We start from the raw sequence: 16,689 nt of genomic DNA on the forward strand, positions 1-16,689 counted from the left end.
AATCACTGAAACATAGTTAGTATCGATTTTGGCACTATTTTTAAGATATGGTTAGCGATCGCCACTATTGATACTCTTGTTTACATAGATAGCGATCGCTCTTTTTTGCCGTCAACAAAATCTACAGATAAAAGAGAGCCAATAAATAAAGAAAATCTATCATAAAATCAAAAAGTGGGGTTTTCTGGTTAAAATGCTCAAAAATATAGGCGGAATTGCTTAGTAGTTAATAATGCTGGGTTTTAGAGAACGTTTTGGTTCTTGTGCATTATTTGTTGAGTAAAAATATCTAGTAGCGTGCTGCTGTATTGAATTAGGCATTTCTGCAAATTTGCAACATTTTGAGGATAGTTTAATGTATTCCAGACGCACAAGAGCATTCACAAATTCTTCTTCAGATACACCAGCACCAAACCAGTTTGCACCGCCAAAGTTTAAAGTACAACCTTTACCTGAGCAAGTATTACCCCAATCTTCAACAGCAGATGTGCAAACACAACAGGAAGAAGTAAGCAAGTATCAATCAAGTGTTCCTGATGTGTCAATGTTAATGAGGCACTTAGAGCCAAAAAAACCTATTTATCCTGAGCAGAATCTAAAAATAAATCCGAATTATCAAGGAAATGTTCTTGGTGAGACAGTTCAGCGAGACGTGGACAAACGCCAGTCGCAAGAAATGCCAGATTTGCCAGAGCAAACTGCAACAAAGCCTTCATGGTATCCCAAATTTACAGCATATCCAAAAGAATATCAGACGCCCCCAGCACCACGGTTACAGATGAAACTGACCATAGGACAGCCTGGAGATAAGTACGAGCAAGAGGCGAATAAGGTAGCAGCTGATGTGGTGCAAAACATTAATGCCCCTGAGAATCCATCTGTGCAGCGAGAGAAAATGCAAGATGAAGAAGAACTGCAACTGAAGTCAGATAATAGTCTAATTCAGCGCCAGGAAATGATTGAGGATGAAGAAGAATTGCAAATGAAACCGCTGGTGCAGTGTATATCTGAGGAGGCTATGGATGCAACACCAGATTTGGAAGCGTCAATTCAACAAGCGAAAGGGAGTGGACAGCCGTTGCATGAGTCGGTGCAGGAACCAATGGAACTGGAGTTTGGTGCAGATTTTAGTGGGGTAAGAGTACATACGGATGCAAAGTCGCATGAGTTAAATAAGTCGATACAGGCGAAGGCTTTTACCACAGGGAGCGATATTTTCTTTCGCCAGGGGGCGTATGAACCTTCTAGTCGGGATGGACAGGAGTTGTTAGCGCATGAGTTGACTCATGTGGTGCAGCAGAATCAGGGGATGGTGCAGCGCTCATCACAACCACAAGCCAGGGGAAAAGCACTCCAGCCAGATACCTCATTGGCTCAAGCTGAAGTACTTCAGCGGATGTATCAGCCAAGACACAAGGATAATATGCATGGCTTGGCGCAGCAAATCACACAAATCAGCGGAGGTCGAATCCAAAGAGAAGGATTAACGATTCAGGTGCTATCCGGAAACGATACGCCAATGAAAGTGACTGAGGTAAAGATTGTCGGTCGTCCCCCCAAGCTTTTTACTAGCGAAGAAGGAGACCATACAACAGCTTGGGCTGTTATTAGCCATGTTGTCAAACGAGAACTTATGGGTTTAACACTCAGCGAAGCCTGGGATGTTGTGAAAGATTTGTACAGTGAAGCGCAGAATTTACCTGGGGCAACCCGCATAGGCTATCTAGCTGAGAATTCAAACCAAAAAGCTATTTTCAACCTGGATACTGCGAAAGAGAAAGCGGATGCTTACGAAAAAATTGATACAAGTTCTATGTCGGAATCAGATATAGCGCTTAATTTGCAAGGATTTATTAACGCTTATTTACTGTACCGCAATGCACTCCCCTTTTCCGCAGTCTCTGGAGAGGGTACTGGTCACAGAGAGTCTGACTATATGGAGTGGATGCGTGTTGCCAATGGCGATGAGACGCTTGATCAGGCCAAAAAATGGGTACCTAATCCCCTTGACAAAATGCGAATCCGTGAAGCGGCATGGGGATTGCTAGATATTGGTAAAGTCGAAAAGATTCTTGAACAAATCCGGCGCTATGAAGTGCCAGGCATTAAAACGTTTAACAATAAGCTAATGACTGAATTATTACCGAGTGAAGACAGCCAGAGTTATGAAGATATGGAGCTAGTGATAACTGAAGAAGAATACTATGCACGCTTGTTAGATGTACTCACCCAGCATCTCCTCACAATTAAAGCAGCATTTCCGAAGGCTTACAAAGATGGAGATTTAGATGCAGATGATTCTTTCACATATCTCTTTAAGGAGAAAAAACGCACTTATAAAGATAAACAGCCAGAAATAGATAATCTTGCTGAAAAAGGAATAGAATTACCAACAAATATTGGTAAAGACTATCGAAGTAAAAAAGAAGAGTTTGAGAAAAAAGAACGAGCCAAGCGAGATCAGATTCCAAATGATTTTAAGAAGCGTGAGCTATTTACCCAAAAAAGTGAGGTAGGGGTACAAATTACACTGGAGGATGATAATACTCATATCGAAGAGATAACGCTTGTAGGTCGCCCACCAAAGACATACGGAAAGGCTGAGGGCGATCATGTGACGGCATTTGCAGTGCTTGAGCAATTAATTAAATATAATTTGGAGGGTCGTCCCTTACTCTTTGCCTGGAAATGGATAAAGCAACGCATTGCATTTGATAAAGTTGAACTGCCAGGTTACGACCGAATTAAAAATCTAAAAAATACTGTTGGTTCTCAAGCCAAAACTAATTTCGATAATGCTGAAAAAGCAATTAACAATCTTACTACTACTGACCCGGATGCTGGGACAGTCTTTCCGAAACTACAGCAATTGATTCAAGCCTATTTGCACTTCCGCAACGCGTTTCCGTTGTCCATAGTCTTCAACGAAAATAGAAGTGTAAATCATGGTGAACGTGTTGCTCAAGTCAAAAAGTTTGAAAATGATCTCAATACAGATAAAAAACAAGCTTTAGTAAACTACAATATTGACGACATACGCAAATATATGTGGGGGTTTTTTGATGCAGAAGCCGTCAAGCGTATGATGGATGAAACCGATTCTAGTAAAGCAGCTGGGATTGGTAGAGATACTAAGATTGATCCGCCAAGCAACCGCCTTGTTGATGCAATCCAACAGCATTTGGTCACTGTCGAAACTGCCTTTCCGACTGCTTTTCGGGTAGTTAATTTCGATAGTCAGAAATCGATAGAGGATTTTTTGAAAGAAAAACCTCTTTCTCTTGATTCTTCAGTTGCGGAAACAATTTACAAAAACCTTGCTAGTTTTGAGGTTAAGCGCAATTCTGTTTATTGGCACAAGGCAGAGTTGTTGGTTGAAGACAAGATTGATGAAATCAGGGTAGCTGCCGCCGAATGTGACATTAATTACCCTGTTGATGTGGTGCGGAAGTACTTGCAAGAGCAACTTGCTGAGCATGGTTACGCTTCGATCGATAGTACCTCTATCCCAAACCATACCGAATATCAAAACTTTCTTGATAAAATGGACGAAATTCGCCCAAATATTTATGCCCCGATAATAGCAAAAGATATATATTTCAAAAAAATAGAAGAGATAATGGATTTTGCCGATGGCCAAGGGCTAGATATCGATGAAGATGATGACAATTATGTTCTATCCCTTCTTAATGAAGTCGGAGTAACTATTGATGATCCGGATGATGTTACTGATGCAGGTTCTCTGGAAAGTTACTATATAGAGATAACAGATATTACCGAAGATGTATATAAACCTGCGATTGACAATGAACTTGAACGACTTCGTGCTGAAAATAAACGATCATTTGATGATGAATCAGATGACGATGATTCAAAATCGAAGTCACCTGCAACCAAAAAGCCGCGATCGCCAATTTTTTTAGGGTGAAGCATCGCTATTATTTCTAGAAAATCTGTTGAAATTTTAGTGCAATGCTCACAAATTGGTGATTAACCTGTTTTATATCCAGCCTTTAACCTCCGCATCGGTTAACGGTCGTTCTAATTTGGCATACTCACTTTTAGCCGCTTGTAAAATATGTTTCATCTCTACGGCTTCCCCAGCATCGGCTGCTAAAAAAGCGGCATTTAAGGCAATGTTGCGAATGTTACCGCCAGAAACATTTAACTTGGCTAACTTACTTGCATCTAAATCTTGAGTAGGGGTTTGCAGTGGGAAGATGCGTTGCCAAATCTCGGTGCGCTGAGTGACATCGGGGAAAGGAAATTGAACGATAAACCGAATCCGACGCAGAAATGCCTGATCTAAGGAAGTTTTTAAGTTAGTGGTGAGAATTGCCAAACCCCGGTAAGATTCCATACGTTGCAGTAAGTAACCTACCTCAATGTTGGCATGACGATCATGGCTATCTTTAACTTCGCTGCGCTTGCCAAATAAAGCATCGGCTTCATCAAATAATAAAATTGCACCTCCAGCTTCGGCGGCATCAAATACACGTCGCAGATTTTTTTCGGTTTCGCCAATGTATTTACTGACAACTTGGCTTAAATCTATGCGGTATAAATCTAAACGCAATTCATGGGCAATGACTTCTGCTGCCATTGTCTTACCAGTACCACTAGCACCAGCAAATAAGGCGCTAATCCCTAAACCTCGTCCGCCCTTATTGCCAAAGCCCCATTTTTCATAGACTTTTGCCCGTTGGCGCACATGGGCTGCTATATCTCGTAAAACTTGCCTTTGTGCTTCTGGCAAGATTAAATCATCCCAAGTTGCACTAGGTTCAAGTGGTTGGGCTAATTCATCAAGACGAGTTCGCGCTTGAGAACGGCAAGTATCCCAGAGGAGAGTGCTGAGTGAGGAGTGCTGAGTGCTGAGTGCTGAGTGCTGAGTACTGCTTTGACTATTGACTATTGACTCTTGACTCTTGACTTTTAACTTGCCTTTGGCTTCTGCACAAACTGTTTGAATAGTAAAGGCGCTGAGGTTGAAGTGGGAAACTAAGGTGTCTACGTGGCCGTTGAGGCTGGTGGCTGCTTCGCCTAAAACATTTTGCCAGATTATACGTTGTTCGGCGGTATTGGGTTTTTGGACTTCAATTGCAATCAGAGGACGTTGGGGCGATCGCTTTTTTTCCCGACAGGTGATAATCAAAGGACTGGAAATATTGGCAATTAAATGGGCGATCGCATTTTCTTTGGCTGGGTCTGTATGATCTAGTTCATCACAATCTAATAACAAAGCGCTATTGGTGAGCATAGATTCTCTTTCCCAGAGGCGCAACAAGTCGTTCATCTCGTTCTGCCGTAAGTTAGTAATTGCCCCAGCGGACATTACGTGTAAATTAAGGTTAAGCAACTTGCAAGCTGTGGATGCGATCGCTCTTTTACTAGCGATTTCATCGCCACATAACTGAATGATGGGCAGTGCTGTTTGCGTTTCTATCCAAGTTGTGGCTAATTGTTCGGCTAACTGCTGATGAGATAAGACATTTGCCACACTTTGTATTTTCAAAGGTTGCACAATGCCTTGTAACCTTTCATCTAAATGATTCATCCCCAGCAAGTAATGCAAAATCCGTTCGTCAATTCGTAGCGGACTCAGATTCAAAGCAGAACCTTCACCAATTTGGATTAATTGCCATTTTCTTAACGGTGCAGCAGGCGCAAAGGCATTCCAATGTGGTTGCGGTAACACTGCTGTCGCCAACAAAAAGGTGGGATAAGGTTTTCCTAAACTGCCTTGGGCGTTAGCACACAAAACACTCCAATTAGGATCTAATTCCATGCCAACGCACAATAACAATACATCACGTTCAAATTCAGATAAACCGAAAAGTTGACACAGAGTATTTAGGGCTGGCGGTGGAAGGTCAGGAAAATCTGGACTAACTGTTTCTGGTTGATTTTCTGGAATTAAGGCATGGCGAACTATATCTAGTGTGCTGATTAAATAATCATAATTAGCTGCTTGCCATTCATAGTTTTGAGTTAATAGTTTATCTATCATTAATTTAAAATCTCATATAGCTATAGGAATCCGAATTGATTACCGAAAATCCTTGTGTAGCTAGGGAACAGGGAACAGGAAACAGGGAACGGAGAAAAGATAAGAGGAAATTTAAATGTGTACTGATTTTTTTCACTAATCAAATATGAGTCCTATAATTATGCGATCGCTACTACAGGCCCGATATATTTTTCAAATGTAGGGCTGTTAGGGTCTGTATCAACTGAGAGTAAGCTTTCTGCACCGTCTACTACTAGACGTACTAAATAGTTGCCTGGTAAACAATCAGTAATGGTAAAGGTAATTGAGTTGCTATTGTTGCGGCGTTGCTTGGGTTGGTCGAAAGAGTATCCAGTAAATTGCGTCGATGAAAGTTCTGTTAAAACTAAAGTTACTTGCTGTGTTTTATCAATTTTGAAGTTAACAGTAATTTTAATATCAGCCGATCGCAACTCGTCACCTCTGCCCTGTAAATGAGATACGGTAACTTTTTGAATGGTGGGGCGTAGCAAGATAGGTACGACATTTGAGCTAACTTTTGCCTGGGGATGAATTACCTGTAAGCTCTGGATACCAGCCCGTAATGATTCTATGGGTATGGTGGAAAGGTCTAAAGTAATTTGTTTTTCAGTGACAGTTTGCGGCGTTGCTATTGCGTTACCAATGCGGACTTGGGTAATATCTGCATTTAACTTGTTGCCTTGAATTAACAAGGTACTGGTTGCGAGAATTAAAGGTGATGCAGCATTTTGGATTTGCCAAATTTTGGATAGTTCTTCAACTACCTTGATGTGAGCGATCGCAGGTTGGTATGGTGTAATGTAAGGCTGAATATTGCGAACAGGTAAGGGTTTTTTCGTAATTTCGCCGCCATCAATTAAGATAACGCTGGCTTTATAAGCTAATGATAGAGAATAAGGTGTCTGAAAAAATACAGACCAAATTTTGGAGATGTCTTCGACATTTAAATCAACGGGAGAAATTGCGATCGCTTCGACTTGTTCGGCTAGATTAGAATCGGCTAAAAATGTGAAAGTAGAATCGGCTAGGGTTTCCCGAATCATCTCTTGTGAGACAAGCGATTTGCTATTGAAGGTACGGACGATGCTACCCATAAGACGCTGTGGTTCTAACTCCACATCGTTACCGTAGCAGCTTAGCAAGTAATATAAATCTAAACCAGTTTGCGGCTGCTTAGTATATTTCTCATGAGAGTGGCGTTGTCTTAAATCAACACTGCGCCAAGCACTATTGAGCAAAATATCGTAAAGATATATGTTCACTCCTGCTTCTGGTGTAGCATTATTCAGGCGATCGGGTCTAACGGTTGTCACCCGCGCACCATCCACATCTCCTTGGACGCTGGCTTGCAATGTTCTTTGCAAAGTTGCAGTGACAGTGGCGATGGCTAAATAGTTACTCATTGGTGATTAGTCAATAGTCAAAGGTCAATAGTCAATAGTTAATGGTCGATAGTCAATATAATTTGACTTTGGACTTTTGACTCTTTTATGGACAAACTAAACCGAGTTTTAAGGCTTTAACAATTGCTTGAGTGCGGCTGGTGACACTTAATTTTTCAAAGATAGCTGTTAAGTGTGCTTTGACTGTGGCGACTGTGATGTATAGATTGCCAGCAATTTGTTCGTTAGAAGCACCTTGGACTAACCAATTTAAAACTTCTTGTTCTCTTTCTGTTAAATGAACACAATGACTACCAGAGTTTAATGAGTGTCCTGTGTAGTAGTGAAACAACCTAAAAAACGCAGTTGCGACATCTGGCGGTAAATAAACTTGATTATTAATTACGGTATTGATAGCTTCACATAATTGAGTTGCTAATTGGTCTTTAAAAACATAACCACAAGCACCAGCTTGCATAGCTTTAAATATCCATTCATCTTGCTGATGAGCAGACAAAATTAGAACTTTACCGTTATAAGATAATTCACTAAGACGGTGCAATGCTGTAATGCCATCTTCTGGAGGCAATTCTAAATCTAATAATATTAAGGCTGGATGTTGTTCAGCAGTTAATTTGACAGCTTGTTCAACGGAGGCTGCTTCACCAATAACATTTAAACCGAGATTACTACTATTAGTATAAAAGTTTAGTAGGGTGCGTATACCTTTACGAAAATGTGGTTCATCATCGACGAGCAGAATAGAGATTAACTCTTTTTTAGTATTCATGGTAGTGTGCCTGGTATGTAAAAGAGAAGTCTGAAGTCTGAATCAGCAGACTATCTAAAACTGTTAAAAAGCTTGCTGTCTAATTATTATTTAGTTTTTACTTTTGCCCTTCGGGTTCGCCATTTGCTTTATGCCGGGAAACCCGTCCACCGCAATGGCTCACCTTTTTATTTTTGCCTTTTTACTTTTGCCTTGTATAGGGTAATGTAAAAGAGAATTGTGCGCCACCTTCCGGGAGATTTTCTGCCCACAAGTTACCTTGATGTGCGAGGATAATTTTTTGAGCGATCGCTAATCCTAAACCTGTACCACCTAAACGGCGAGTATAATAAGGCTTAAATATTTGCTTCAATTCTTCTGGTGCAATTCCGGAACCGTGATCACAGATTTCTATTAGCACTTCATTACTATATGCGTACCAATTGCAAGTGATTGTCCCGCCGTGGGGACTAAAATGAATTGCATTCGATAATAAGTTATCAAACACCTGTTTCATCTGCCAGCTATCTGCTATTACATAAATAGGCTGTTTCGGATATTTAATTGTTAATTTTTTTTCTGTTAACAGATATTGTAAATTTTTAATACATTCTTGAATTAAGGTTTGTAAATTATGTTTTTTTAAGTTTAAGTTTGCCCGTTGACCACGGTAGAGTAAATCAGTTAGTTTAGCACTCAATTCATCTACAGTTTGACGAATTAATGCTGCTTGTTCTTGTAAGTTACCCTCTGGCAATGCCAAGCGCAGATTTTCCGCATAAAGATTAATTAATGCCAAAGGATTACGCAGTTGATGTTCTGCTTGTCCGAGGGTTTGAGATAAAGCCGCGATTTCTTGTTTTTGGTGCGATCGCTCTCTATACATAGCTAAATAATTACTCAGTATTTGAGCATTACCCAGCAGTAACTGTTGTTGTTGGGCTGACAGCGATTTACTAGTACATATCAATAAATATTCAGGTGTTATAACACTCTGGTTGCTAATGCGACAAATATATGTGTGATATAAATCAGATGCTTTTAATTCCGTAATTTGGAGAACAGGAAAATCCTCTCGCCACCAAGTTTCGGCTTGTAAATAGGAAAAATCTGGATTGAATTGTCCAGCAGCAAAGTAATTTATTGGCAAAGCTGGTGTCGCCTGCACAGCACATAACCGTTCTGGTAGATATTCTGCCACTAACTGGCGTTTTCCCGCCTCTAAATCGTGATAAACAGTCCAGATAGCAACAGTCGGTAATAAAACAATTAATTGTTGAATTATTAACTGACAAATTTGGTTAAAATCTGACTCTGGCAGCTTACTTCCTGAATTGTTCACCAACAAAGGTAGCGGAAATTGAGAGGTTAATTTTTGTGTAGCCACCCTCATCCTGTTTTACACTCCGAAACACTCTAACAGCTAAGAAGCATTTATGGTTGCTATAAAATCTCAAATATTTTTGGCTGGGAGAAATTTTGCTTATTACTGTATAAATACGGACGAGATTAGCTTACTCTACAGCTTTGGAATTTGGGGAATTTAAAACAATAATTTTACAATATCGACCAAAGTCTAATAACCGCCAGACAGGTAGATCCCTAAGCTAGAAACAGTTAGCCCAATAGTGGCAAATTAGCTCACAAAAAAGCCTTATTCAAAGGTTTATTTTGTGCTGTCAGCCCTCTACCTTCCGTAAGTTAGGTAGCAAAGTAGTACTTTCTGCTGCCTGCATCAGGAACTCTGGTAAGGACGCTTCAACCTCCATAGATTCATGCTGGCGGTAACAATATACTAGCCAGACTGATTCAGGGAGCATTTCAGTCACCCTGCTGTTGTGTTTTATGATCCCAGCTGCTACCCAGACTTTAGCAAAAATTCTAGCTGGCGGGATTTCCCTGCTCAGTACAGAGCAAATTGATTTCAACCACCCTGGTGTGAGACAAAATATCAACCCTAGGCTGAATTTGTATTGTTACAACATTCAAGAAAGTGTTGATAAACAGCCATCCAATTGTCAGCAACCAGCAGACAAAGGGAAATTAATCTTATCAACACCGAGGTGGTTTGATGTCTCATTTTTGGTAAGTGCCTGGGATTTCACCTGTTTGGGTGAACAACGTCTCTTGTCTGAAGCATTAATACTACTTTTGCATCATCACTCATTACGAGAGGAAGTGTTGCCTCCAGCACTGCGCGGTCATGGCGAATTAGCAATGACCGTTTCTGCTATTCATCCTCTGGATGCTGCGGCTTTGTGGAATGCCCTAGGAGTGCCATTACGTCCCGCTTTGTATGTGACATTAACAATTCCTCTCAACCTGGATAGTAACTCTGTCACTCAGCCAAGGTCGGTTGATTGTTCAAAACCAACACAAAAAGTATGAAGTGTGAAGTGTGAAGTATAAAATTTCATACTTCATACTTTATCCTTCATACTTAAAAATTAGGAAAACCAAGTGTTATGCCAAGATTAGATTACTTTGCACCTGGTGTCTACGTTGAAGAAGTAGACCGAGGTAGTCGCCCAATAGAAGGGGTGAGTACGAATATTGCTGGGTTTATCGGCTTTACCGAAGATGTACGCGGTGATGCGGAATTATTTAAGCCGATGCTTGTGACATCGTGGAACGAATACCTAGAATATTTTGCCAAACAAGGTTCTGATGGTTACACAGATTTTGATGCTTATTTACCCTTTGCGGTAAATGGTTGGTTTCTCAACGGTGGTGGGCGTTGCTGGGTAGCTAGTATCGGGACAAAACTTCCTGGTTCTCAGCCGCCACCACCGGAAGAAACAGCCCTAAAAATTCGCACTACAGGGAACCGTGCATCTTTAAGCTTTGCCCTGAAACCTGCGGAAGATGAAGATGAAGGTGGTGCAGAAGGCAGAATTAATGTTTCTGTAACTGAAAGTCAACCGCGTCCGCCAGAAAACCCAGAAGCAGAACCACCTGCAAATACTGGGGAATTTTTTAAAGTCATCATTAGTCGCAATGGGGAAATTCTGGAAGAATACGACAATCTTTCGATGAACCCACAAGTTGAAGCAGAACTGGGTACCTATGCAGTAACAGCTTTGCAAGAGTCGCAGTTTGTCACTGTCGCTGATTTACAATCACCAGGACAACCTCTGTCTCGTCGTCCAGCCAATGGTAATTACGAAGTTAGCCCCCCGCCAGTAGTTTCTACCCCAGAACGTTTCCCGCGTGATGTGCAAGGTGTACGAGACGATCGCACCGGGATGCAAGGTATCTTTGAAATTGACGAAGTTACCATGATTGCTTTCCCTGACTTGATGCGTGCTTATCAAAACGGCATCTTGGATTTGGATCAAGTTCACGGCATCATGGAAGCGATGGTCAGTATGTGCGAAAATACTGCCCCTAACCGGATGGTAGTGTTAGATCCGCCACCGTGTAAAGGTGGTGGTGCGCCTGTACCGCCTACTCAAGTAAAGCCCCAGCACATGGCGCAGTGGTTAAGTGCATTTAACAGGCGATCGCAATTTGCCGCCCTCTACTATCCTTGGATTAAAGTTCCCAACCCCCGTAACGGTGGTAGACCAATTTTGATTCCTCCCGCAGGTCACATGTTGGGTGTTTGGTGTCGTACCGATGAAACTCGCGGTGTCTACAAAGCACCCGCCAACGACACACCCAGAGGTGTTATTGGTTTAGCCTACGAAACCAACCTGCGCGAACAAGAATTACTCAACCCCTTAGGTATAAACTGTATCCGTACATTCCCTAACCGTGGTATCCGCGTCTGGGGCGCTCGGACTTTGGTAGAACCAGATAACGTGCAGTGGCGTTATATCAGCGTTCGTCGCTTGATGAGCTATATCGAGAAATCAGTAGAACTCGGTACGCAATGGGTAGTATTTGAGCCTAACGACCAAGACTTATGGGCGCGTGTTACTCGTACCGTCAGTAACTTTTTAGAAAGACTCTGGCGTGAAGGTGCGTTATTTGGTGCTTCACCTGCTGAAGCCTTTTATGTCAAGTGTGACGCTAGTATCAACACCCACGAAACCATGATGTTGGGTCGGTTGTATATCGAAGTTGGTGTTTGTCCTGTACGTCCGGCGGAATTTGTTATCTTCCGCTTTAGTCAGTGGTCGCCTAACCAATAACCAATTTTGGATTTTAGATTTTGGATTTTAGATTTAATGTCTTTATTAATTAAGTTATTTCTAAATTTTCCAAAATAACTAATATCCAAAAATTTTAATTAGTCTCAATATACTTACAGGGTAATAGCTAGACCTTGTAAGTATACAAAATCAACAGAAATATTAGATAAATATAGACAGGAGTTACAAATATGCCTGAACTAAAACCAATTGCCGCCAGTAATTTTTACTTTGAAATTGATAGCATGACCGATATGGCTTTTACCAAAGTTGGTGGTATCAAGTTTGAAGCAAAAGTCAAAGGTCAAGATAAACCTTTAATGTCTACAAAAGGTGGTGTTACTATTCGACAAATTAACTCTGCTGGGTTTGAAGGATTATTCAAAATAGAAGTTTCAACTCTGATGAGTGGGGATGATGATAGCACTAGCAAAAAAATGTATAACTGGTTCAAAAAATGTATGCCCAAAACCGAAAAAGGTGAAGGTAAATGGGCAGAAAGTAAAAAAACAGGCTCTATTGTTGCTTATGATACTGATGGAAATGAAGTGCTGCGTTGGGATTTAAAAGAAGCTTGGCCTTCGGAATATAAAATCGGAGATTTAGATGTGAATGGCAACGACTATATTGAAGAAACTTACACTCTAACTTGTGAAAATATCAATCGCAAAAAATAGATTTTGCCTAATTTTTTAGTTAATTAATCATTATGTAGTTACCTGGAGGTTTATTTATGGCAGAGTTTATCTCTAATGCCAAGTTTTACTGGGAAGCTGATGGACTGACAGAAATTTTGATTCAGAAAATCAGTGGGATGCAAATGAAAATGGTAGTTGCTGGTGGAGAAGCACCTATTGGTGTAAGCAAGGATGGAAAAACCCAGACACAAGCTACTATCGGTGGTGTAGAATGCTCAGAAATTACCCTTGAATGTGTAGCAACCGCTGATTCTAAACAACTTCTTGATTGGTATAACAAATGCCATGCTGAAGCTCTTTCAGGAGGGAAATCAGAAGGACGTAAGAGCCGGAAATTAGGAAAACTTTCTATCTACGATGGCTCGGATGAAAAAGTTCAGTACGAATTTACAGATGTCTTTCCTACTTCTTATGGAACAGGAGATTTTACAGCAGGTAGTGGTGACTTACTAACAGAAACAGTCACCATTGGCTTTACTTATTTTGTCAGGAAGAAGTAAGTAGAAGTATGAAGTATGAAGTGTGAAGTGTGAAATTAAAATTTCAGTAGGGTGCGTTAAAGCAACGCATAACGCACCACAACCTCACGGTGCGTTTTAATATTTACTAAAATTAAAATTTCAGACTTCATCCTTCATAATTCATACTTTTTATGAGGTAGATATCATGGCTGATTTTCCTGAAATTCTGACAAATAGTAAGTTTTATCTAGAGCTTAAACTTACAGGTAGCCAAGAAGTAGTAGATGGCTATTTTATGGAATGCCAAGGTTTTAAAATTAATCAACAGGTGATAGAAGTTGCTGAAGTTACACCGCAAACTTGGGGAAAGAATGGCAATACTAGCGGTAGAGTTGTCCGTACAAAAATACCCGGAAATATATCTTATTCAAATATAGTTTTGCGGCGTGGTTTAACTATTTCTATGACAATGTGGAATTGGTTAGCTGCTGTGCAAGAAAGCAAATGGGGTGACGAAAGACGTGATGGTTCTTTAGTAATTTACAATCAAGCTGCTGAAGGAAAGTTTAGACTAGAATTTAAAAATGCTTGGCCTACTAGTTATAAAATTAATGATGTTAATGCCGCTGGTAGTGAACATGAAATTGAAGAGATAGAAGTGGTAGTAGAAGAATTAAAACGGGTGAAAGTAGCATAGGATGTTGCAAACTGAATTTGAATTTACTTTACCAAAAGGTTATCTAGATGCAGACGGTAATTTACACCGTAAAGGCGTGATGCGTTTATCCAGGGCGATGGACGAAATTATTCCTTTACGCGACCCCCGTGTGAAATCAAATCCAGCTTATGCGACGGTGATAATTTTATCTCGTGTGATTACTCATTTAGGTGCTTTAGAAGAAGTTACACCTGCGGTTGTAGAAAACTTTTTTGCTTGTGATTTAAGTTATTTACAAAATTTTTATCGCCAAATTAATGAATTAGAAGAAGAGGCTGAAGTATGAAATATGAAGTGTGTAGACGCGTTTAGCGGCTTGCCGCAGGCTAGTATGAAGTTGATTGTCGTATTTTATGCTTCTGCCTTTTATAGTAATTTAAATCTAGTAAAAAATAACACGTGATAAATGTCAAATATACATACAGAATTTGACTTTACCCTCCCTAAAGGCTTATTAGATGCTGAGGGGAACTTGCATCGCCAAGGTTTGATGCGTCTAGCGACAGCCAAAGATGAAATAATTGTGCAGAAAAACCGGGCTGCGCAGGAAAATACAGTTTATGCTGCGATCGTGATGCTATCACAGGTAATCACTCGTTTAGGCAATTTAACAGAAATAACTCCTAATTTACTAGAAAATCTTTTTTCACGAGACTTGGCATATTTGCGAGAGTTTTACAATCGAATTAATCAGCAAGGTGATCCTTATATTCCTGTGCAGTGTCCTCAATGTAATAGTAACTTTCAAGTGGAGTTATTTTTAGCGGGGGAATCATAGGCTACCCCTCAGATGTACTGCATGAGGAGGTAGCCTGTATTGCGTTTCATTTCCACTGGAGTTTAGAAGATATTTTAAATTTAGAACATTCCGACCGTCAGCATTGGGTTGGGGAAATTGGAAAAATAGTGCAACCAGAATAACAGAGGAATGTCTTACCACACCCATAAATCTTTGAGTACATACTATAGGAAGATGCCCCAATATTAAACTCAGTCTAAATTTGTTCTGGTGTGTCAAATAACTGCTTTCTACAGAGGTTTAGCTCAGCGCTAAACCTTTTTTGTATTTTATGGTTTTATGAAAAACTAACTGCTTAATGATACGTGTGATTGATGTTGGCTGAGATATATGTCTTTCTCAGAGTATATCAGCTTAAGTTTAAAAAATGAATACTAGACTGATAAATTTCAAGTGTAATTATTAACTATAATTTATATACGCTTATTGGGTATATTAATTGACATTCAAAGCCTTAAGCTAACTAAAACTCTTGTATCAAGCTTATATTAGTGTGCTTGATGATACTTTTTAAAATTTTTTTGAGAATAAAGATGGTTAAATTTAATATATCCGCCTGTTATATCCTAGTATCATATTAAATGTTTGGCTGAATACACAACTTTACCGAATAAAACCGGGTAGGAAAATTACATAACAGATCCTCGGATGTTTGACTACAACCTTTTGATAGATGAACTAAAGTAGTAGAAGGTATAAGATACTTATATATGGTAAACTCTTGGTATATCTAGACCTAGCTATAAGCTGAGTCTCTTTGTTTAAAGAAAAATTCTCAAAATAATTTTTCTCTTGATGTAAACTGTTTTTTCTATCCTTCGACAGATAGGTGAAATAAATTATTTAGCTTGTTAATATTTTGTTTCATAATGCCTGAAAAACGTGTATTCGCCCTGGAAGAAAAGCCAGGGTTTTTTTAATTCAATTAAAAAATTAAATATAAGATTTTGCAAGTGCTTCATGCATACATCTACCCTTGCCAAAGTAACGATATGCGATAGGTCAGGCAGATATTTTTGTACGTCATGAAGTTAAAATGTGCTGTATGTAACTTATTTTGATATGGTTTATTACTATAGGTAGAGTGAATTAATTATAAAGTTACTATAGAGGCTTGATTTTTATTCATGTGATCTATAATCTGGTATCTGGTGAATATCATAATTTATATTTTTTGTCCACAGCTAAAGGGAAGATGAACTGTATCCAATGTGAAGATAAATTATCTAGATATGGTAAACACCTGGTATGTATAGGCTTGGCTATTGTCCAAGCCTTTTTCATATTTTTCAGACAGTAGACTTATTTTAAAAATAGAGAGTGTTAAAAAAATATTTTTATGTTTTTTTGCTAACTTAATGTGCATCAAGCCCAAACTATATTGGGGTGTTTATATTTATAAATATAGGATTCATATTTGATTTCTGAATAAAACTCAGTACACTTTTATTCCTTCTTACCTGTTCCTCGTCCCCTGTTCCCCGTTCCCTTCCTACGCAAATGTTTTCAGGAATCAAATCGGATTCCTATAGATAGGCTATATGTGTAATAAATAATTATCAATTGGTTTATTGTTTAGCTACATCCTAAAGGAAGATGAAGTCTTTAAATAGAAAGTACTAAATTAATTTAGTACGTTGTTAAGCACAGCAATTTTTAAGGTTTGGTAATTAGCCAAACCTTTTTTGTGGCTAA

At 39.5% G+C, this 16,689-nt stretch carries 13 protein-coding genes; 9 read left to right on the top strand and 4 right to left on the bottom strand.

Annotated elements, in window-relative coordinates; all coding sequences use genetic code 11:
- Positions 1–355 precede the first annotated feature (355 nt).
- A complete protein-coding gene (locus tag ACMX3D_RS02525; protein WP_482749923.1) occupies positions 356–3,928 on the top strand; it encodes an eCIS core domain-containing protein in 3,573 nt (1,190 codons plus the stop codon).
- Between the two features lie 72 nt (positions 3,929–4,000).
- Here ACMX3D_RS02525 and ACMX3D_RS02530 read toward each other — a convergent pair whose 3' ends face one another.
- From ACMX3D_RS02530 to ACMX3D_RS02545, 4 genes are all read right to left on the bottom strand, one after another.
- Positions 4,001–6,010: an ATP-binding protein gene (locus tag ACMX3D_RS02530; RefSeq protein ID WP_482749924.1), complete on the bottom strand. Its 2,010-nt coding sequence runs from the start codon at positions 6,008–6,010 to the stop codon at positions 4,001–4,003.
- A gap of 158 nt (positions 6,011–6,168) precedes the next feature.
- A complete protein-coding gene (locus ACMX3D_RS02535; RefSeq protein WP_482749925.1) occupies positions 6,169–7,434 on the bottom strand; it encodes a Pvc16 family protein in 1,266 nt (421 codons plus the stop codon).
- 85 nt (positions 7,435–7,519) lie between these two features.
- Entirely contained in the window at positions 7,520–8,203 is a 684-nt protein-coding gene (locus ACMX3D_RS02540; protein ID WP_482749926.1) for a response regulator, read from the bottom strand.
- A 181-nt stretch (positions 8,204–8,384) separates the two neighbouring features.
- Positions 8,385–9,575 (bottom strand): sensor histidine kinase, encoded by a 1,191-nt coding sequence (locus tag ACMX3D_RS02545; protein WP_482749927.1) that lies wholly within the window; start codon positions 9,573–9,575, stop codon positions 8,385–8,387.
- A 452-nt stretch (positions 9,576–10,027) separates the two neighbouring features.
- On the opposite strand from ACMX3D_RS02545, the gene ACMX3D_RS02550 reads away from it, so the two are divergent.
- From ACMX3D_RS02550 to ACMX3D_RS02585, 8 genes are all read left to right on the top strand, one after another.
- Positions 10,028–10,570 (top strand): Pvc16 family protein, encoded by a 543-nt coding sequence (locus ACMX3D_RS02550; RefSeq protein ID WP_482749928.1) that lies wholly within the window; start codon positions 10,028–10,030, stop codon positions 10,568–10,570.
- Positions 10,571–10,647: 77 nt separating this feature from the next.
- Entirely contained in the window at positions 10,648–12,318 is a 1,671-nt protein-coding gene (locus ACMX3D_RS02555; protein WP_482749929.1) for a phage tail sheath family protein, read from the top strand.
- A 191-nt stretch (positions 12,319–12,509) separates the two neighbouring features.
- Positions 12,510–12,995 (top strand): phage tail protein, encoded by a 486-nt coding sequence (locus tag ACMX3D_RS02560; protein WP_482749930.1) that lies wholly within the window; start codon positions 12,510–12,512, stop codon positions 12,993–12,995.
- A gap of 56 nt (positions 12,996–13,051) precedes the next feature.
- On the top strand, positions 13,052–13,516 hold the full coding sequence (locus ACMX3D_RS02565; protein WP_482749931.1) for a phage tail protein: 465 nt from the start codon (positions 13,052–13,054) through the stop codon (positions 13,514–13,516).
- A 166-nt stretch (positions 13,517–13,682) separates the two neighbouring features.
- Positions 13,683–14,174, top strand: a complete 492-nt coding sequence (locus ACMX3D_RS02570) for a phage tail protein (RefSeq protein ID WP_482749932.1) — start codon at positions 13,683–13,685, stop codon at positions 14,172–14,174.
- 1 nt (position 14,175) lies between these two features.
- Complete coding sequence (locus ACMX3D_RS02575) at positions 14,176–14,481, top strand: hypothetical protein (RefSeq protein WP_482749933.1); 306 nt, start codon at positions 14,176–14,178, stop codon at positions 14,479–14,481.
- 120 nt (positions 14,482–14,601) lie between these two features.
- Complete coding sequence (locus ACMX3D_RS02580; protein WP_482749934.1) at positions 14,602–14,973, top strand: phage tail assembly protein; 372 nt, start codon at positions 14,602–14,604, stop codon at positions 14,971–14,973.
- Positions 14,974–14,990: 17 nt separating this feature from the next.
- Positions 14,991–15,116: a DUF6760 family protein gene (locus ACMX3D_RS02585; RefSeq protein ID WP_482752266.1), complete on the top strand. Its 126-nt coding sequence runs from the start codon at positions 14,991–14,993 to the stop codon at positions 15,114–15,116.
- The last annotated feature ends 1,573 nt before the right edge of the window (positions 15,117–16,689 follow it).

The sequence above is a fragment of the Anabaena sp. TISTR 8404 genome, assembly GCF_056847745.1.